Source organism: Streptomyces sp. NBC_00083 (assembly GCF_026343295.1).
Classification (GTDB): domain Bacteria; phylum Actinomycetota; class Actinomycetes; order Streptomycetales; family Streptomycetaceae; genus Streptomyces.
Window position 1 is genome coordinate 110,217 of record NZ_JAPELY010000001.1, and the last position, 17,721, is coordinate 127,937.

Sequence of the window (17,721 nt, forward strand, 5' to 3'; positions counted from 1 at the left end):
CGGGGCGCGGTCTCGAACCAGTCAGTGGACCTCGTGGGTCGCCGACTGCCGTGTCAACGGGCATGCCTGAGCTTTCGTGTGACGGGACGGAACAGCAGACAGAACTCCCTGACCCGCAGCAGACGGGCCACGACGGCGAAGGTGACGGCCGCGGCGAGGGCGCCGAAGGCCGTGGCGAACAAGGGACTTGACGGCGCGGACGCCCCCCACCAGGCGGCGGCGGTGGCGCCGCACGCGGCGACGACGAGACGGGCGAGCTGGCCGCCCACCCAGCGCACGGACAGCGCGGTGCGGCGCCGTCCGCTGCCCCACAGCAGGAGCAGCGCGGTCAGCGTGATGCCGAGCGCGTTGGCGGCGGCGATGCCGGGCGCGCCCCACACGGGGACGGCGAGCGTGCCGGCGACGGCGGTCACGGTGAGCCCGGCGAGCATGGCGCAGGCCGGGAACCACAGGGGGCGGGCCTCGGAGAAGTACGAGCGGGCCAGCACCCCGACGAGGGTCTGGCCGAGCAGTCCGAGCGCGTACACCCGCATCACGGCGGCGGTGGCCGCGGTGTCGTGGGCGGTGAACGCGCCGCGCTGGAACAGGAGATGGATGATCTGCGGGGCGCACGCCACCACCACCGAGGCGCCGAGCAGCACGATGGTGCCCGCCACGATCAGGTCGCTCTCCACGCGCCGCCTGGCGCGTTCGGTGTCGCCGGCGGCGAGGGCGCGCGCGATGAGAGGGAAGGTGACGGTGCACAGCATCAGGGAGAGCACCATCGGCATCTGCGCCACCTTCTGGGCGTAGTTGAGGTGCGAGATGGCCCCGGCGGGCAGCGGCGCGGCGAGGAAGCGTTCGATGAGGACCTGTGTCTGGCGGCTCAGGGCGAACACCACGATGGGGGCGACCAGCGCGAGGCGCAGGGCGCCCGCGTTGCTGTCGCCGGGCTCGCGCCGCGCGGCGGGCACGGTGGCCGGCCGCTCCCGGTGGTGCCAGCTGCGCCACAGCGCGGGGAGCTGGATGAGCACCATGAGGACGCCGCCGAGCGCGACCCCGGCCGCCGCGGCCCGTACCCCCCAGGCCCCGCCGAGCAGCAGGAGCAGGGCGATGATGCCCACGTTGTACGCGACGTAGATGGAGGCGGGCGCGAGGAAGCGGCCGTGTCCGCGCAGCGCGGCGCTGCAGTAGCCGGTGAGCCCGAAGGTGAAGACGCAGGTCGCGGTGAGCCGGGTGCAGTCGACGGCGAGGTCGGCGCGGGGCAGCCCGGGGGCGAGGACGGCGACCACGGCGGGCGCGGCGGCGATGACGACGGCGGCGCCCGCGGTGAGGGCGAGGGTGAGCCGGGGCAGGGTGGCGGCGACCAGGGCGCGGACCGGGTCGGGTCCGGGGCGGCCGCGTTTGACGAGGGCGAGGCTGAACGCCGGTACGAGGACGAAGGCGAGCCCGTCCTCGATCAGCAGGGTCGCGGCGACCTCGGGGACGGTCCAGGCGACGAGGAACGCGTCGGTGTCGGTGTCGGCGCCGAAGACGTGCGCGAAGGCCTGGTCGCGGAGGAGCCCGAGGACGGCTCCGGCGACGGTGAGGACGGCGGTCAGGAACGCGGCCCGCGCCAACAGCCGCCCCGATGAGCCGGGTTCGGGGGGCGCGGCGGGCGCCGGCAGCAGGGGGCGGGCGGTCTCCGTCACGTCGTGGCCGTCCCTCGCGTCGCGAGGGCCCACCACGCGGCGAGGCCGAGGACGAGCGCGGTCAGGGCGGTGGAGGGGCCGCCGATGTCACCGTAGAAGAAGTCGACGAGGAGCCAGGTCAGGAGGCCGGTGGCGACGAGCGCGCAGTCCAGCGGCGCGCCAAGGCGGCGCGCCCGGTGCAGTCTGCGCGCCCCGGCGACCAGGAGCGCCGCCCAGCCGCCGACGAGGGTGACCACGCCGATGAGGCCCTGCTCGCTCAGGACGAGGAGGTACATGTTGTGTGGGGAGAGCAGGGGCTGGCGCTTGAAGGCGGCGCCGGCGCCCGCGGTGTCGCTGCCGGAGGACAGGGCGAGCGAGGAGTTCGCGTCGCGGTGGTCGGGGAAGCCCTTCAACCCCACGCCGGTGAGCGGGGATTGACGCCACATCAGTTCCGCCGCCGCCCACATCGTGTATCGGTCGGTGACGGACTGGTCGGGGGCGCTCTCGACCTGGGTGATGCTGGAGAGGCGTTCCTGGAGCATCTGGCTGCCGGAGCCGCTGGCGCCGACGAGGACGACGGTCGCGGCGGCCAGCGCCGCCAGGACGACGAGGGCGCGCCGCACCCCGGAGAGCACGAGCACCGTGCAGGCCGCGACGGCCGTGGCGATCCAGGCGCCGCGGCTGAACGACACGGCGAGCGGGACGAGGAGCAGCGCGGCGCAGCCGAGCGCGGCCCGGCGCCGGCCGCGGCTCGCGCCCGGCGTCGGGTCGAGGGCGAGGCCGATCGCGCAGAGCAGTCCGCAGGAGACCACGGTGGACATGCCCATGATGTCGGAGGCGCCGAAGGTGCCGACCGCGCGGATGTCCTCGCCCATGTAGGAGGCGCCGGTCGACGTCAGGTACTGCTGGACGCCGACGCCGCCCTCGAACAGGGCGAGCCCGATCACGGCGCACGCCGCGAGCCGGAAGTCGTCGCGGTCGCGCAGCAGGAGCAGCACGGCGAGCGGGACAAGGACGAAGATCTGGAGGTAGCGGCCGAGCCCGGCGATCGCGGTGGACGGGTCGGCGGCGCCCATCGCGGCCACGCAGATCCCCGTCACCGGCAGGCCCATGACGATCGCGGCCCGCCGGCTCAGCGGCCGCTCGCCCGAGCGCACCACCGCCAGCAGCGCCCACAGGACGAGCACGGCGCACGCGGCGTCGGCGGCGGTCGCCGAACCGTCGCCGCCCAGCGGGGGAGTGGCGAGCAGGGCGATCACCGCGAGCAGCGGCAGCAGGTGCGGGGCCCGGCGCGCGGGGGCGGAGAGCGGCAGCGGCGGCGCGGCCGCGACGGCGTGCACGGTCAGCTCCCCGTGGGCCGGACGAGGCAGGCGGCGGTGCGCAGCAGGATGCACAGGTCCCGCCAGAGCGACCAGTGGTCGATGTAGTAGTTGTCGTAGCGCGCCCGGTCCTCGATCGAGGTGTCGCCGCGCAGCCCCTCGACCTGGGCGAGCCCGGTGAGCCCGACCGGCATCCGGTGGCGGGCCGCGTAGCCGGGGTGCGCGCTGCTGAACTGGGCGACGAAGTAGGGGCGTTCGGGGCGCGGGCCGACGAGGCTCATGTCGCCGCGGATCACGTTCCACAGCTGGGGCAGCTCGTCGAGGGAGGTGCGCCGCATGAAGTGCCCGGCGCGGCTCATGCGGTGGTCGTCGGCGATGTTCCAGCGGGTGGCGGCCTCGTGGACGGTGTCGGGGCGCAGCGTACGGAACTTCAGGAGCGTGAACGGGGTGCCGCGCACTCCGACGCGTTCCTGCCGGAACAGCACCCCGGGCCCGTCGCTGCGGCGCAGCAGGACGGCGCACACCAGCAGCACGGGCGACGCGGCGATCAGCGCGGGCACGGTGAGTGCCAGGTCGAGGAGGCGCTTGAGGAAGAGGCCGACGGCGCCGGCGGGGGTGCTGGTCAGCGGGGAGCAGGGGAAGGCGGCGACCTCGTCGGCCTGCCCGCCGGGCACGGTGTGGCCGGGGGCGCGGGTGTCGAGCTGCCACAGCGCGCAGCCCATGGCTTCGAGGAGCGCCGGGGAGGCGGGGGTGGGGCCGGCCGCCTCGACGGCGTACGTGAACAGGCAGTCCCGTACGCCGTTCTGGATGACGGCGCGCTGGACCTCCTCCAGGCTGCGCAGGACCGGCACCGGGCCGGCCTCGACGGGGGTCTCGGACGGCGGCACGACGACCCCGACCGGGCGGACCCCGCCGCCGGACTGGCGCACCAGCGCCGCCGTGACGCGGACGGCGGTCGCGGCGGGGCCCACCACCAGGGCCGGGCGGGGCCTGCGGGCGGCCTTGCGGCGGCGCAGCCACAGCGCGGCGCCGCGCCCGGCGCAGCTCGCCACCGTCTGGACCGCGCATCCCGCGGCGACCGCGGAGACCGCGAGCGGCACGTCGCCCGCCTCACGGGCGAGGGCGTTCTGGTGGGTCAGGACGGCGGCCAGCACGCACCAGCCGGTCAGGGCGCGCACGAAGAGGGCGGGCACGTCGCCGAGCACCCCGCCCGCCATCACCGGCCGGTAGAGCCCGGCCTGGGCGTTGAGCAGGAGGACGGTGGCGACGAGCAGCCCGGCGGGGCCCGGCGGCAGCCCGGAGTACGGCAGGGCGAGCATGCCGAGCAGGCCCGCCGCGCAGTCGACGGCGAGCAGCACCGACACGAAGGTGCCGCCGGTGCGCGGCCGTCCGGCCGGGTGGACGAAGTGGTCCGGCGCCTCGCGGGGCGTGACCACCGAGACGGTTCCCGTTGACATCCCGGCGCCGTGGGGTCCCCCGGCGGACGGGACGATGCTTTCCGCGGTCACTGGCTGATGGGTTCCCTGTGCTCGGAGCGCTGCAGGGCGGCCACGTCGCGGTAGACCCGCGCGATGCTCCGGGCCGTCTGCCGCACGTCATGGGTGGTGGTCACGTGGTCGTGGCCCTGGCGGGCGAGGGAGGCGCGCAGCGGTGCGTCGGTGAGCAGCCGCGTCATGGCGTCGGCGAGCGCGCCGGGATCCTCCGGCGGTACGAGACAGAGCGGGGCGTGCCCCGGCGCGAGGCTCTCGGCGGAGCCCCCGACGTCGGTGACCACGACGGGGGTGCCGCAGGCCATCGCCTCCAGCGGGGCGAGCGCCATCCCCTCCCACCGCGAGGGCAGTACGACCAGGTCGGCCGCGCGGTACCAGGCGGCGGTGTCGGAGACCGCGCCGACGAGGGAGACCGACGCCGGGGCCGCCGCGCGCAGCGCCGCCAGGTCGGGGCCGTCGCCGACCAGGACGAGATGGGCGCCGGGCACCGCGCGGCGCACGTCCTGCCAGGCGCGGAGCAGGACGTCCTGGCCCTTCTGCCGGCAGAGCCGTCCGACGCACACCACGAGCGGCGCGTCCGTGGCGGCCGGCTTCTCGTCGGGTGCGCGGTACTGGTCGAGGTCGACGCCGTTGGGGATCACCGCGAACGACGCGAGGACCCCGGCGCGTTCCCCGGTGGCCCGCTCGCCCTCGCTGACGCACACGACGCGCGAGGTCCAGCGCACCGCGGCCCGTTCCCAACTCCGCGACAGCCGGGCGGTGATCCCGCCGACCGCCTCGAACGACCAGGCGTGCGGCTGGAAGACGGTGGGTACGGTGCCGCGTGCGGCGAGGCGTGCGGCGACCCCGGCCTTGGCGCTGTGCGCGTGGATCACGTCGGGGCGCACCTGCCGGATCAGCCGGGCCGCGCGCAAGGTCTCGCCGAGGAGGGCGGGGCCGGGGGAGCGGGTGGCGGGCCAGGGGCACATCCGGGCGCCCAGGCGCGACAGTTCGGTGCTCAACGGGCCTCCCTCGGGGCATGCCACGGTGACGCGGAATCCGCTGCGCAGCTGGTCCCGTACCAAGTCCGTGACGACTCGGGCTACGCCCCCCTCAACGGGCTGAACCAGGTGCAGGACACTCAAGTCGTCCTCGGGACCGGTCCCATCGGGTCCGCCGGGGGCGTTGGCTCTCGTGGGCATGCGCGGTCACTCCGGTCCTGGCGCTCGAAATGAAAGCTGGACAAAGATGGTGCGGGGCCGGCCCCGATGTGCGGCCCGCTCGTGAATTCCGCTTTACCGGTCGTGCGGTTGCTGTGCAGATACCGGGGTCCCCACGCGTCGAACGGCCCCGGGGCGAGGAGCACTGTAACCGTATTTACGACCCGGTCCCGTCATGAATGCGGGGGCCGGAGTGTCCCTTCGGGCGATTCGGCGTATCCCGTTGACGGTTGGCTCGTTATACCGACGGCTCTGTGGTCAGCCGAATGGAAAAACGATGCACCGCGAGGTCAGCCCGGTCGTGACGGCGTGCGCGGGTCGATCCGGGACGCGTCAACATGGGTGTCGAAAGTTAACTCGCCGGGGTGATGTTCTCCGGCCGTGAACGCCGCTCGTGGTCATGGTCCGGACCGGTCCCCTGGCCACGATTCCGGCTCCGGAAACCCGGGTTCACCCGTTAGGGGCAAAACCGGGCGGCCGGGTCCGCGTTGAGGTGTAGGTCGAGTGACAACACCCGGTCAATGCCTTTCTCAAGGTCAATGACTTTCTCAATCTAGGAGTGCTTCTCCATGTCGCGTACCGCGAAGGCCCTGGTCCTGTCCACCGCTGCCGTTGCCGCCATCGCAGGTGGGGCCGGCGTCGCCGCCGCCGACGCCGACGCGCACGGCGCGGCCACCCACTCCCCCGGCGTCCTGTCCGGCAACATGGCGCAGGTTCCCGTGCACGTGCCGGTCAACGTCTGTGGCAACACGGTCAACGTGATCGCCCTGCTGAACCCGGCCTTCGGCAACACCTGCGTCAACAAGTAGTCCCCCCGCGAAGCCCCGGCCGCCCCCACCCAGGGGGCTGCCGGGGCTTCGTGCTGCCCGGATGGCGCAAGGCCGGTGAGGCGTCCGCGTGCGGGGTTGTGCCAGCTCGGCCCGGCGCGTCGCGCACGGCGGCGGCACGCGGGGCGAGCACGCGGTTGCGGGGGGTACGGGGCCCGCGCACGGTGAGGGAAATTCGCATGTCCCAGCGAAGGAGAACCGTTTCATGCGTGCACGAACACCGCGGCGACTTGTCGCCGTGGCCCTCACGACCGCGATCGTCGCCGGATCCGCCGGAACCGCGCTGGCCGCCGATGCCCCACCCGCGCGCACGGTCCGCGCGGAGGCCCCCGTCCCGGGCGCCGACGCCGTGCTGAAGCAGGTCAAGACCCTGGCCGACCTGGGCGGAGTGCTCAAGCCCGTCACCGATGTGCTGACCGGCGCGCTGAACGGCGGGTCGCCCGCCGATGTCACCGCCCTCGCCGGCAAGGCGACGTCCGCCCTGGACGCGGTGAAGGCGGCGGCTCCGGCGGCCCCGGCCGTCCCCGCGCCCGCCGTCGCCGCCCCCGCCCTGCCCGCCACCCCGCCCGCCGCGCTGCCGGCGCTTCCGCTGGGCGGCCCGCAGTTCGCCGCCGGGCCGGCGGACATCAAGGCCGACGCCGTCGCGGCGCTCAAGAAGTCGCTCGACAGCCTCGTCAAGGCGGTCACCAGCGCCAACGTCGCGGGCATCGTGCCGGCGGCGACCGAGGTGGTCACCGGGCTCGTCGGGCTCGTCGTCGCCACGGTCCTCGGCGGCGGCCTGCCCGTGCCCAACCTGCCGGGCCTGCCCGCGCTGCCCAAGCTGCCCACGGACGCGCTGCCCGTGGCGCCGCCGAAGCTGCCCGCCTGAGCCGTCCCCCCCGAAAGCGCCGGCACCCGCGGAGGGAGCCGGCGCTTTCGGCTGTCCGGACCCGGGTGCGGTCCGAAGCCTGCCGCCAACTGCGCGTTGTCGGGCCGGAATTCATGAAATCGCATACGAATATCTGCGGGCATCCATAAATGGGGCGGGAGCCCATGAATCCGAGTCCGAAGGGTTTCCCAACCGTCCGGGAGTCGTTACCCAGGACGAAGCAGCGCACAGCATTGTCAGAAACGCGTACCGCACTGCCGTTGTGCGGTACGTGCAGATGATTCGGCGATCGAACTCGCCGCGGAAGGATTGATGATGAAGTCGATGAAGGTGGCCGCGGCGGTCGCCGGTTCTCTCGCGGTCATGGGTGCGGCGGCTCCGGCCTTCGCCACCGGCGCGATGCCGCCCATGAGCCTCAACGGCGGGCTCGACGCGCTCACCAGCCAGATGGCCTCGGCCCCCATGGTCGACGCGGCGCCCGTCCACACCACCCTGCTCGACCCGAAGTCGGACGACTCGCTGCTCCACACGGCGGCGGCCACCGCCAAGGACCTGAACAAGACGAACGGCCGGCCCGGCCAGGGCACCATGCTCGGCGGTCTTCCGATCGGCTGATCATCGGCTGATCGACGGCCGGGAATGCGGCCGGCGCACCCGCTGGACAATGCGCTGATCGTTCCGGCCCGATCCCGAACACATCTTTCACGGCAGCGAATTGACGGGCCTCCGGACCCCTCCGTGCGCTGTACGAGGGAAAGACAATAAACCCGGCGTGTTCGCTTCCGGCGGCTCCCGGACCCCTGCCTACGCTGAGGCAACCCCCGAATGGAAGGTTTTTCACCATGAACACTGCCAAGAAGACCGCGCTCGTCATCGCCGCCGCCGGGCTCGCCGCCGGTGCCGCCGCCGGTTCCGCTTTCGCCGACGCGGGCGCCGAGGGTGTCGCCGCCAACTCGCCCGGCGTCCTGTCCGGCAACATGGCGCAGGTCCCCGTGCACGTGCCGGTCAACGTCTGCGGCAACTCGGTCAACGTCATCGGCCTGCTGAACCCGGCCTTCGGCAACACCTGCGTCAACGACGACTGACGCGGCGCCGGTTCGCCACCGGTGCCCGAGCGGTACACGATGAGCGGCTCCGTGGAGTTGGGGATCCCGGGGCCGCTCCGCCATGTCCGCGCACGGCCCCTCGCCGCGTCCGGTGCGCCCCGCGAAGGACGGTTCATCCGGATGGGTGATGGCTGCGCGGGGCTCGGCCCGGAATGTCCTAGAGTCCCGGCATGACTTCAGCCACCAGCGCCGTACAGCCGTCCAGGGCAGCCCTGTTGGGCTCGCTCATCGTCATCGCGTGGAGCGGCGAACACCCCGACGCATCCGGCGACGTGCCGTTCCTCATGGCGTACTCCCTCGGCGACGGCGTCGAGGGTCCCGAGGGTGCGGAGGCCGCCGCGCGGGCGCTCCTCGACGAGATCGGCATGCCGGCCGGCAGCGTGATCGACCAGACGCAGGGCGGCTCGTTCCCGGTGACCCTCATCGTGCAGGGCGGCCAGGCCGTCCTGACCATGCCGACGCTGACCGCGCAGTGCCCGGTGCCGCCCGAGTGGCTCGCGGCCGCCGAGGAGCGCGGCGCCGTCCAGTTCATGTTCGCCACCCGCTCCTGGCCCGAGGCGGTGCCCGGCGTCGCCGTCGGGGACGAGCAGTTGAAGGCGTTCGCGGGTGACGAGGACACGATCTCCACGGCCGGCCACTGCGTGCTCCCCGTCCGCCGCCTGCGCGGCTGACCCCCGCCGGACGAGAACGGAACGGAGACGACAGCGATGCCCCTCAACGGGACGCTCCAGGAGCCGGCGCCGGTCACCGACTCGTCCGGACCCCCACCCCGGGCCGGCGCCGCCTTCGGCGCCGGCCGCGGCTTCGCCTGGCTGGTCGTGCTGACCGGCGCGGCCGGCCTGCTGGCCTCCTGGGTCATCACCCTCGACGAGTTCGAACTCCTGCGGAACCCCGACTTCGTCCCCGGGTGCAGCCTCAACCCGGTGATCTCCTGCGGCAACATCATGAAGAGCGCGCAGGCCTCCGTCTTCGGCTTCCCCAACCCGATGCTCGGTCTGGTCGCGTACGGGATCGTCTGCTGCGCCGGGATGAGCCTGCTCGGCGGCGGCCGGTTCGGGCGCTGGTACTGGCTGACCCTGAACACCGGGGCGCTGTTCGGCGTCGGGTTCGTCAGCTGGCTCCAGTTCGAGTCGCTGTACCGCATCGACGCGCTGTGCCTGTGGTGCTGTCTGGCGTGGGTCGCCACCATCGTGCTGTTCTGGCGCGTCACCGCGCTCAACCTGGTCAAGGGGGCTCTGCCCGCGCCCGGTTGGGCCCGCGGGCTCTTCGCCGAGTTCGGCTGGGCGGTGCCGGTGCTGCACATCGGGGTCGTCGCGATGCTGATCCTCACGCGCTGGTGGGACTTCTGGACCGGGTGACGGACACCCGCCCGGCCGGGGCGGTGACGCCCAGCAGGAACGTTGGGCCAACCGCGTGAATCGCCCCCGCACCCCGACACGGCTGCCCCGCGCGGGCGTTGAGCCCACCGACCAGTCGCATGGTTGAAGCCTCCCCGGGCCGTGCAACCAGTACCGGCCCGGGGAGCGCCCGGCGGGCGGACGCGGTGCGGAGACCGCAGCCGTTTCCTGGGCCCGGGGCGGTCGTTGAACCCGGCATCGGACGAGAAGAGCGGACGCTTGGAGGGGCCCCGGAACCAGGACGGTTTCCGGGGCCCACGCATGTGCCGGACCGGTCCGCGCGAGCGAGCACGAGGGAGACGCCGATGAACCACGCGACACACTTCTGGCACGCACGACGGGCGGGCCGCACCCGCCCCGAGGGCCGCGTCCCCGAGCCGACGAGACCCGGCACTCCGCCGCCCCGCACCGCGTGGCGTCCGACCCGCCGCGGTCTGCTGCGGACCCTGTTCGCCTCGGCGAGCGTCGCCTTCACCGGCGCGGCGCTCTCCCGCATCATCGCCGCCCCGCGCCAGGGCGGCGCGGCCGGGCCGGGCTCCGCAGCGCCGGCCGTGAGCGGCCTCGGGCTCGCCGAGGGGGCCGTCTTCGACGAGATGCACGCGGGCCACCGCGTCCAGGGCCGCGTCCTCGGAGCGGACGCCGCCGACGTCGCCGTGTTCGTGGACGGCAGGCAGCTGATGCTGATGCGCCGCGCCGACGGCAGCTATCTCAGCGCCGTCGACCACTACGACTCGTACGCCACCGCGCGCGAGGCCGCCCGCGCCGCCGCGGCCGAACTGGGCCGCGCCCGGCTCGCCGCGGTGCCGGTGCACGCGGGTCGCGAAGGGGGAGCGGCCCGTGGTGTACACGCGTAAGAACCAGCGCGACCTGACGAGCGCGGAGCGCAAGGCGTTCGTGAACGCCGTGCTCGAACTCAAACGGCGCGGAGAGTACGACGCGTTCGTGCGCACCCACATCGACTTCTACGTCTCGGACGGCGACCGTGGGCTGCGGGTCGCGCACATGGCGCCCTCGTTCCTGCCCTGGCACCGCCAGTTCCTGCTGGAGTTCGAGCGCGCCCTCCAGAGGGTCAACCCCCATGTGACGGTGCCCTATTGGGACTGGACGCGGGACAATTCGCCGGCCTCGTCGGTGTGGGCGGACGACTTCATGGGCGGCAACGGTCGCCGCGGCGACCTCCAGGTCATGACCGGGCCCTTCGCCTACGCGCACGGCAACTGGGAGGTGACGGTCAACGTCACCGAGGAGCGCTTCCTGACCCGCGACATGGGCCGCCCCAAGGACCCCATCAAGCTGCCCACCGCGGCCGACGTCGCCCATGCCCTCGCCGACCCGGTGTACGACGTGTCGCCCTGGAACTCGACCAGCGCATCCGGCTTCCGCAACAAGATCGAGGGCTGGACCACCGCCCGGGGCAACGCCCGCTTCCGTACGCACAACCAGGTGCACCGGTGGATCAGCGGGCTCATGCTGGGCGGCGCCGCCGTCAACGACCCCGTGTTCTGGCTGCACCACGCCTACGTCGACAGCCTCTGGTCGCGCTGGCAGGCCGCGCACCGCACGTCGAAGCAGTACCTGCCCGACGTGCCGCCGCCGTTGGGCGACCTCCAGCACGGCCGGGTGGCCGCGCTCGATACGCCGATGCCGCCGTCGGACGTGACGCCATCGGCGCTCCTGGACCACAGCCGCATCTACCGGTACGCCTGACACGGCGACGGCCTCCCGGGGGGAGAAATCCGGGAGGCCGCAGGCACGGATCACACACCCGGCCGGGCCGTCACAAGGACCGGCCGGCCGGGACCGGGGGTGTCAGCCCCCGTAGCCGCCACCGTCGTGGTGGTGGGAGTCGGCGTTGACGCAGGTGGTGCCGAACACCGGGTTCAGCAGACCGATGACGTTGACCGAGTTGCCGCAGAGGTTCACCGGGACGTGCACCGGCACCTGCAGCAGGTTGCCGGAGAGGACTCCGGGGGAGTTGGTCGCGACGGCCTCGGCGCCAGCGTCGGCAGCGGCAATACCCGCACCGGCGAGCGCCATGGCGCCCGCTCCGGCGACGACGGCGGCCGTCTTCGCGATACGAGACATCAAAGTTCTCCTTGAATGGACACGCGACCGCAGACTCGCAGTCGTCATTTCACTTCAACGTGTCGATCGGCCATAAGTAACGGACACTCGCGCCCAAATCGGTTCTGCAATCCATCCGGTGATGCGGAGCCGGCCGCCTACTCGCCGTCCGTCCCGCGCGAGGAGCGCCGGGACAGGGCGACCGCCGCGGCCCCCGTGACGACCGCGGTGGCGCTCACCGCGCCGAGCAGGGAGGCAGGGGCGTCGGCGCCGGTGTCGGCGAGCCGCGGCGGCGGTGCCGCGGGCGGGCGGGCGGCGATGGCGTGGCCGGTGGCGGTGTGGCCCGCGACGGGGTGGCCGAGGACGGGGTGGTCCGCGGCGTGTGCCGCGTACCCCGTGCTCAGCGCGGAGACCAGCCCCGCGACGAGGGCGGCCCGCGCCGCGGGACCCGAGAACTTGTCCATGCCTGCGACCCTTCAACAAGAAATCCGGAGGGGGGATCAGATGCTGATACGCATAATTGGGACCCGTGTCGTGGCGGCCCCCCGCCGACGCGGGCCGCCCCCGCCCAACCACCCGTCCGGCGCACCCCGCGTCCCCGCACGGCGCAGCGGGCCCGCCCCGCGCGCGGGCACCCCGGTCAGTGCGCGCGGTACGCCCGCGCCGCGTCGGGGTGGCCCGCGCACTCCCACACGCCGTGCGGGCAGTAGTCGGTGAGCGTCTGGTAGACGGGCCGGTACCTGCGGAACCAGGCGGTCATCCCGCGCACGTACGCGGCGTCGTCCCCGTTGCGGAAGAGCCCCCACTCCGGGTACGACACCGGTTTGCCGTGCCGGGCGGCGAAGTCGACCTGGGCCCGCAGTCCGTACGCCTCCTCGACCTGGTCGGGGAAGGACATCCCGGCCGGCTGGTCGTAGGAGTCCATGCCGAGGATGTCGACGAAGGCGTCGCCGGGGTAGCACGTGGTCCACGGCACGGCGTCGCGCCCCCGGTTCGGCGCGAAGTCGAAGCGGAAGCGCTGCCCCGCGACGGACCGCATCGCGGTGACCGCGCGACGCCAGTACGCCCGCCACGCGGCGGGGTCGGGTCCGCACCGGTGGGTATAGGTGGTGCCGTTCATCTCCCACCCCAGCACCACGACGGTGTCGGTGAGCCGGAGGGAGACGAGCCGTTCGGCGAGCGTCCTGAAGTGGCCGTCGAAGGCGCCCCGCGCGCCCTGTCCGAGCAGGTCGCGCACCGCGCCGTCGGGCAGACCGTCCTCGTTGCGGGCCAGCATCGGCACGTTGAGGACGAAGAGCCGGTCGGCGCGCCCGTGGCGCCAGCGGGCCCAGGGCGCCAGCAGGGCGGGCGGCCCCTCGATGCCGCTCCAGGTGTCGCCCGGCAGATAGGTGTGGCCGGCGCGCAGCACCCCGCGCCCGCGCCACTTCTCGACCGCGGCGAGCTTGTCGATGCCGGCCGCGCCGGACCCGGTGAAGACGCCCGCCGCGGTCCTCGACGCCGTCGGCAGCGGGCCCTGCGGCCGGTCGCCGGGCAGCTGGACCAGGGCCGAGACCAGCAGGACGAGCGCGCACAGCGCGGTCTGCCAGGAGGGCGGGGCGTGGCGGGACGCCGGGCGCGGCCCGCCCGGCCTGCGGCCTGCCGCGCCCTCCCGGCGGGGCCGGGCCGTCAGTTGCCCCCGGACGCGCCGCCGCGCTGGAGGGTGCCGCCGAGCGTGGCGACGCCCGTGGTGAGCGTCTCGGCGATCTTGCCCTGCCCGCCGAGCACCTTGGGCTGCCCGTACTCGGTGACGCTGCCGTGTCCGGCGCCCGAGTCGGCGGCCGCGACACCGGGCGCGGCGAGGAGCAGGAGCGAGGCGGCGGCGGTGACGGCCCTCAGGCGGCGCGGTGCGTGCGTGCTGTTCATGCCCGGTACAACGCCGTGCGTGCGGGGAGGGTACGCGCGAACGGGGTGCGGGCCGGGGCTCAGGGCTTGGTCACATCAAATGCGAAGTGCTGCTTGCGTACCCGGTGGTCGAAGTTGGAGGTGCCGAGCTCGGGCTCGCCGAGCGCGCGCACGGCGAGCGGCCGGGTCAGGAGCTCCCGGAGCACGGCCTTGATCTCCAGACGGGCCAGATGGGCGCCGAGGCAGAAGTGCGGGCCGCCGCCCCCGTACCCGAGGTGCGGGTTGGGGTCGCGGGTGATGGAGAAGGCGTCCGGGTCCTCGAAGACCGTCGCGTCGCGGTTGGCGGACGCGTACAGGAGCATCACCTTGTCGCCGGGCAGGAAGGTGTGTCCCGCCATCGTGTAGCGCGCGACGACCGTCCTGCGGAACTGGATGATGGGCGTGGAGTGCCGCACGATCTCGTCGACCGCGCCGTCGGCGTACCTCTCGAAGTCCGAGAGCAGCAGCGCCAGTTGATCGGGGTTGTCGGTCAGGAGCGCCAGGGCGTGGGCGATCGCGTTGCGGGTCGTCTCGACGCCGGCGACCAGCAACAGCGAGAAGAACGAACCCAGTTGACGGTACGTCAGGCGCTGGCCCTCGACGTCGGCACTGACCAGCGCCGAGATGAGGTCGCCGGTCGGGCGCCTGCGCCGTTCGCGGCCGAGCCGGGCCACCGTGAGCTCCATCCGGGCCAGGGCGCGCAGCCCCTTGCCGGGGCTCTTGAGGCGCGCCACGAGTCCGCGCCGTACACCGGCGTGCTCGGAGGCCCGGTCGATCTGGCGGGCGATGCGGTGGCGGTAGGCGTCGGGCACGCCCAGCATCGCGCAGATGACCTCGAACGACATCCGCCCGGCCACCGCGGAGACGAACTCGTCGGGCCGCTCGGCGACCATGTCGTCGACGATGCGGACCGCCAGCTCCTGGATGCTCGCCTCGGTCGCGGCGAGCAGCCGCGGGGTGAAGGCCTGCTGCACGATGCGGCGCAGCCGGGTGTGGTCGGCGCCGTCGAGGTTGACCATCGAGTCGCCGAACAACACCCGTACCCAGCCGGCCGGTTCGGGTGAGGTGGCGCCGGGCGCGCTGGCGAAGACCCGCGGCAGCCGGCTCGCCTTGAGGACGTCGGCGTGCCGGACCAGGGCGTAGAAGCCCTGCTCGGGGCGGCGCCGGCCGGCCCGGCGTTCGGTGAAGAACACCGGGCGCGGCTCCTGCCTCAACTCCGCGAAACGCGCCAGGCGTTGGGCGGGCGGCAGCTTCCAGAACGCCGGGTCGGCCAGATCGGCGGCGGGGCCGCGGCTGGTGGACACCGTCCGGGGGTGGGTCACGCTCGCACCGTCCTGCAGAGGGGGCCGGAGTGGGGGAGGGGGCTCAGCCCACCAGGTCGTGTCCGGCCTTGACCGCGTCGTTGGCGGCCTTGACCGCTTCGGCGCCGGCCTTGACCCCGCCCTTCACGGCGCCGACCTTCTGGCCCAGCTTGTCCCCGACGACGCTCTCGGCGGCGGGCTTGATCTGGGCGCCTGCGGCGCTCGTCGTGGTGGCGGCGCCGCTCAGGGTGGAGCCGAGGTCGAGGGCGTGCGCGGACGGGGACAGGGCGGCGGCGAGCGCGGTTCCGGCTGCGGCGGCGGCGAGGTATCGGCGTACGTTCATGTCGGCTACAACGCACGAGCCGCGCGGAGGGCACGCCCCGTCGCCGTGCGCCCCGCTGATGGCCTGCGCATTGCTGCAAGCAGGCGAACTTTGCAGTGATACCGCCGTCGGGATCGTTCTTTCAGAACGACACGGCCGAATAGGCCAGGGAAGGAAGAGAACACCCATGGGAATCACTTCACGCGCGGGCCTTGCGAGCATCCTGACCTGCATCGCGACGGCGGCGGCAGTGGCGCCGGCCGCGGCCGCCCCGGCCGTCCCCGTCGATCTGCCCCTCGGCGGCCTGAACACGGTCCTGCCGTTCGATGCCCCCACCGTGCACACCGGCATGCCGCTGCCCGTCCCCGGGGCTCCGGACGGCCCGCGCTACGTGAAGGGCAACCTGCTGCCCCACAACATGGTCCCGGCGCTGCCCATCGAGTCGGCGCTGCCCGACACCCACATCGGCACGCCGCTGCCCGACCCGATGAGCTCCCGCAACCTCGGCACCCCCGACCTGGTGAGCCCCGGCACCGCGCTGCACACCGTCACGCCGGGCGTGGACCTCGGTGCCCCGCTGAGCGAGCCGCGCGCCGCGCTGTTCGGGCTGCCCGCCGTCACCCTGCCGCAGGCCGGACTCACCGCGCCCGCGGTCCAGAGCGACCCCGCCGCCACCGCGACCTTCTGAGCCTGCGGCACCCCGGACGCCGGGGCCGCTGCCGTCCGTCCCGCCTGCCCCTGCCCAGGAGTTGACGCATGTCCCGTCCGTCCACGAGCGCCCGGACCGAGGCGCCGCCGCGGCATGTCCCGGCCGGCGCGCCGCCCCGGACCGTCCTCGCCGAGGCCCCGCTCGGCCGGGCCGTCGCCGCGCTGCTCGCCGTCGCCGCCGTCACCGCGCTGGCGGCCGGGGGCGCCTCGGCGGCGCCGGGCCGTCCCGACCCGCACGGCGTGGGGGCGGGGCAGGGCGCCCCGCCGTGGCCCGCGCCCGCCGACCCCTCCGCGGCGGCCAGGGCGGCGGGTCTGGAGATGATGTCCGCCGAGGGCATGGTGCAGCACACCCACACGCACCTGGACGTCCTCGTCGACGGCCGGCCGGTCACCGTCCCCGCCGCGATCGGCATCGACCTGCCGCGCCGTCTCATCAGTCCCCTGCACACCCACGACACCAGCGGTGTGATCCACGTCGAGTCGCCGAAGCGGGCCGACTTCACCCTCGGCCAGTTCATGGCCGAATGGCGCGTGCCGCTCGCCGAGGACCGCATCGGCGGCCTCCACGCGGGCCCCGGGCGCCGGTTGAGGGCGTACGTCAACGGGCGCGCGGTCGCCGGGAACCCCGCCGCGATCGTGCTGCGCGAGCACGACGAGATCGCCCTCGTCCTCACCAAGGACACCGACACCCGCCCGGTGCCGGCGAGCTACACCTGGTCGCGCGGGCTCTAGGAGCGAACGGGTTCCGCGAACAGCCACGGAGCGGCCCGTTCCCCAGCGGCCCGTTCCGGAGCCGGGCCGGGCCGGCCGGCAGGTACGCCTGTCGGGTGAGAGCGGGGGGCGGCCGTGTCCGGGGCCGCCGCTCCCCTGTTGTGCAGGCGTGATCTCAACTCGACGCATCGCCACTGTCCTCGCTGTCGCCGCCGGCGTCTCCGGTCTCGCCGTCACCGGCGCGAACGCCGCGGGCCCCCTCGACCACCTGGTCAAGCCGGTGAACCCGCTCAGCGAGCTGGACAACATCGCCACCAGCGGCATCCCCGCCCCGTACGCGGCCCAGCTCCCCAGCGTCAAGAACCAGCTGGCCGGGCTCAGTCACCTCAACGACCTGAGCCAGCTCCACCAGCTCACCGACCCGGTGACGCCGTTGATGGGTCTCGTGCCCTCGGTGGAGTGATCCGACGCCGCCGGAGATCCCACGCGACACGGGCGCGCGCCCGGAACCCAAGAGGTTCCGGGCGCGCGCCCGTGGCGGTGCTCCCCGGTCAGAGGAGGATGTAGAGCAGGCCGCTCAGCAGGCCGTAGTGGCGGTGCTGGTTGCCGTAGTTGTGGTTGTCGTTGTAGCCGTGGTTGTCGTGGGCGGCGACGCTCGGCGCGGTCAGCGGGGCGGCCTGGGCGACCGCGGCGGCGGGAACGGTCACGGCGACGGAGAGAACGGCCGCAACGGCGGCGCGTCGGATGAGGCTCACAGGGAACTCCACATTCGGGGTGGACGAATGGTACGAATCCGACGCTAGCCCGCACCTGACGCAGTGTCGCGTTCTGTCATCGGTC

At 73.8% G+C, this 17,721-nt stretch carries 21 protein-coding genes and 1 pseudogene; 11 read left to right on the forward strand and 11 right to left on the reverse strand.

The window, feature by feature from the left end; genetic code table 11:
• Window positions 1-53: 53 nt before the first annotated feature.
• The 4 genes from murJ to OOJ98_RS00505 are packed head-to-tail and all read right to left on the reverse strand — an operon-like array spanning window position 54 to window position 5,639.
• Window positions 54-1,670: a murein biosynthesis integral membrane protein MurJ gene (gene murJ, locus OOJ98_RS00490; RefSeq protein ID WP_267052607.1), complete on the reverse strand. Its 1,617-nt coding sequence runs from the start codon at window positions 1,668-1,670 to the stop codon at window positions 54-56.
• Window positions 1,667-2,989 carry an O-antigen ligase gene (locus OOJ98_RS00495; RefSeq protein WP_267052608.1) on the reverse strand — a complete coding sequence of 441 codons (1,323 nt, stop codon included), beginning with the start codon at window positions 2,987-2,989 and terminating at the stop codon, window positions 1,667-1,669. Before OOJ98_RS00495 ends, murJ begins: the two co-directional genes overlap by 4 nt.
• A gap of 2 nt (window positions 2,990-2,991) precedes the next feature.
• The gene (locus tag OOJ98_RS00500) at window positions 2,992-4,425 is read right to left on the reverse strand and encodes an exopolysaccharide biosynthesis polyprenyl glycosylphosphotransferase (RefSeq protein WP_267052609.1); all 1,434 of its coding nucleotides are present in this window, start codon (window positions 4,423-4,425) and stop codon (window positions 2,992-2,994) included.
• Between the two features lie 47 nt (window positions 4,426-4,472).
• On the reverse strand, window positions 4,473-5,639 hold the full coding sequence (locus OOJ98_RS00505; RefSeq protein ID WP_267052610.1) for a glycosyltransferase: 1,167 nt from the start codon (window positions 5,637-5,639) through the stop codon (window positions 4,473-4,475).
• Between the two features lie 587 nt (window positions 5,640-6,226).
• On the opposite strand from OOJ98_RS00505, the gene OOJ98_RS00510 reads away from it, so the two are divergent.
• The 8 genes from OOJ98_RS00510 to OOJ98_RS00545 all read left to right on the forward strand — a co-directional run bounded on the left by OOJ98_RS00510 (window position 6,227) and on the right by OOJ98_RS00545 (window position 11,562).
• Window positions 6,227-6,466: a chaplin gene (locus tag OOJ98_RS00510; RefSeq protein ID WP_267052611.1), complete on the forward strand. Its 240-nt coding sequence runs from the start codon at window positions 6,227-6,229 to the stop codon at window positions 6,464-6,466.
• A gap of 223 nt (window positions 6,467-6,689) precedes the next feature.
• Entirely contained in the window at window positions 6,690-7,352 is a 663-nt protein-coding gene (locus OOJ98_RS00515; protein WP_267052612.1) for a hypothetical protein, read from the forward strand.
• A 315-nt stretch (window positions 7,353-7,667) separates the two neighbouring features.
• Window positions 7,668-7,967 carry a hypothetical protein gene (locus OOJ98_RS00520; protein ID WP_267052613.1) on the forward strand — a complete coding sequence of 100 codons (300 nt, stop codon included), beginning with the start codon at window positions 7,668-7,670 and terminating at the stop codon, window positions 7,965-7,967.
• A gap of 227 nt (window positions 7,968-8,194) precedes the next feature.
• Window positions 8,195-8,437, forward strand: a complete 243-nt coding sequence (locus tag OOJ98_RS00525; protein WP_267052614.1) for a chaplin — start codon at window positions 8,195-8,197, stop codon at window positions 8,435-8,437.
• Between the two features lie 191 nt (window positions 8,438-8,628).
• Window positions 8,629-9,129, forward strand: a complete 501-nt coding sequence (locus OOJ98_RS00530) for a DUF5949 family protein (RefSeq protein ID WP_267052615.1) — start codon at window positions 8,629-8,631, stop codon at window positions 9,127-9,129.
• A gap of 36 nt (window positions 9,130-9,165) precedes the next feature.
• Complete coding sequence (locus OOJ98_RS00535) at window positions 9,166-9,816, forward strand: vitamin K epoxide reductase family protein (protein ID WP_267052616.1); 651 nt, start codon at window positions 9,166-9,168, stop codon at window positions 9,814-9,816.
• A gap of 344 nt (window positions 9,817-10,160) precedes the next feature.
• Window positions 10,161-10,709 carry a tyrosinase family oxidase copper chaperone gene (locus OOJ98_RS00540; protein WP_267052617.1) on the forward strand — a complete coding sequence of 183 codons (549 nt, stop codon included), beginning with the start codon at window positions 10,161-10,163 and terminating at the stop codon, window positions 10,707-10,709.
• Window positions 10,693-11,562, forward strand: a complete 870-nt coding sequence (locus OOJ98_RS00545) for a tyrosinase family protein (RefSeq protein ID WP_267052618.1) — start codon at window positions 10,693-10,695, stop codon at window positions 11,560-11,562. The genes OOJ98_RS00540 and OOJ98_RS00545 overlap by 17 nt, the downstream gene beginning before the upstream one ends.
• 102 nt (window positions 11,563-11,664) lie before the next feature.
• Here the strand turns inward: OOJ98_RS00545 and OOJ98_RS00550 are convergent, their stop codons facing one another.
• The 6 genes and pseudogenes from OOJ98_RS00550 to OOJ98_RS00575 form a co-directional block, all read right to left on the reverse strand.
• A complete protein-coding gene (locus tag OOJ98_RS00550) occupies window positions 11,665-11,940 on the reverse strand; it encodes a chaplin (RefSeq protein ID WP_267052619.1) in 276 nt (91 codons plus the stop codon).
• Window positions 11,941-12,077: 137 nt separating this feature from the next.
• A complete protein-coding gene (locus tag OOJ98_RS00555; RefSeq protein WP_267052620.1) occupies window positions 12,078-12,383 on the reverse strand; it encodes a hypothetical protein in 306 nt (101 codons plus the stop codon).
• A gap of 176 nt (window positions 12,384-12,559) precedes the next feature.
• Window positions 12,560-13,384: pseudogene (locus tag OOJ98_RS00560) on the reverse strand (glycoside hydrolase family 26 protein); the annotation flags it as partial.
• A gap of 200 nt (window positions 13,385-13,584) precedes the next feature.
• On the reverse strand, window positions 13,585-13,821 hold the full coding sequence (locus tag OOJ98_RS00565; protein ID WP_267052621.1) for a hypothetical protein: 237 nt from the start codon (window positions 13,819-13,821) through the stop codon (window positions 13,585-13,587).
• 59 nt (window positions 13,822-13,880) lie between these two features.
• Window positions 13,881-15,161: a cytochrome P450 gene (locus tag OOJ98_RS00570; protein ID WP_267052622.1), complete on the reverse strand. Its 1,281-nt coding sequence runs from the start codon at window positions 15,159-15,161 to the stop codon at window positions 13,881-13,883.
• Between the two features lie 43 nt (window positions 15,162-15,204).
• On the reverse strand, window positions 15,205-15,483 hold the full coding sequence (locus OOJ98_RS00575; RefSeq protein WP_267052623.1) for a hypothetical protein: 279 nt from the start codon (window positions 15,481-15,483) through the stop codon (window positions 15,205-15,207).
• 166 nt (window positions 15,484-15,649) lie between these two features.
• On the opposite strand from OOJ98_RS00575, the gene OOJ98_RS00580 reads away from it, so the two are divergent.
• From OOJ98_RS00580 to OOJ98_RS00590, 3 genes are all read left to right on the forward strand, one after another.
• Window positions 15,650-16,150: a hypothetical protein gene (locus OOJ98_RS00580; protein WP_267052624.1), complete on the forward strand. Its 501-nt coding sequence runs from the start codon at window positions 15,650-15,652 to the stop codon at window positions 16,148-16,150.
• Between the two features lie 68 nt (window positions 16,151-16,218).
• Window positions 16,219-16,902, forward strand: coding sequence for a hypothetical protein (locus tag OOJ98_RS00585; protein WP_267052625.1), 684 nt, complete (start codon window positions 16,219-16,221; stop codon window positions 16,900-16,902).
• A gap of 148 nt (window positions 16,903-17,050) precedes the next feature.
• Window positions 17,051-17,344 carry a hypothetical protein gene (locus OOJ98_RS00590; RefSeq protein ID WP_267052626.1) on the forward strand — a complete coding sequence of 98 codons (294 nt, stop codon included), beginning with the start codon at window positions 17,051-17,053 and terminating at the stop codon, window positions 17,342-17,344.
• An 88-nt stretch (window positions 17,345-17,432) separates the two neighbouring features.
• Here OOJ98_RS00590 and OOJ98_RS00595 read toward each other — a convergent pair whose 3' ends face one another.
• Window positions 17,433-17,636: a hypothetical protein gene (locus OOJ98_RS00595; RefSeq protein WP_267052627.1), complete on the reverse strand. Its 204-nt coding sequence runs from the start codon at window positions 17,634-17,636 to the stop codon at window positions 17,433-17,435.
• Between the last annotated feature and the right edge of the window lie 85 nt (window positions 17,637-17,721).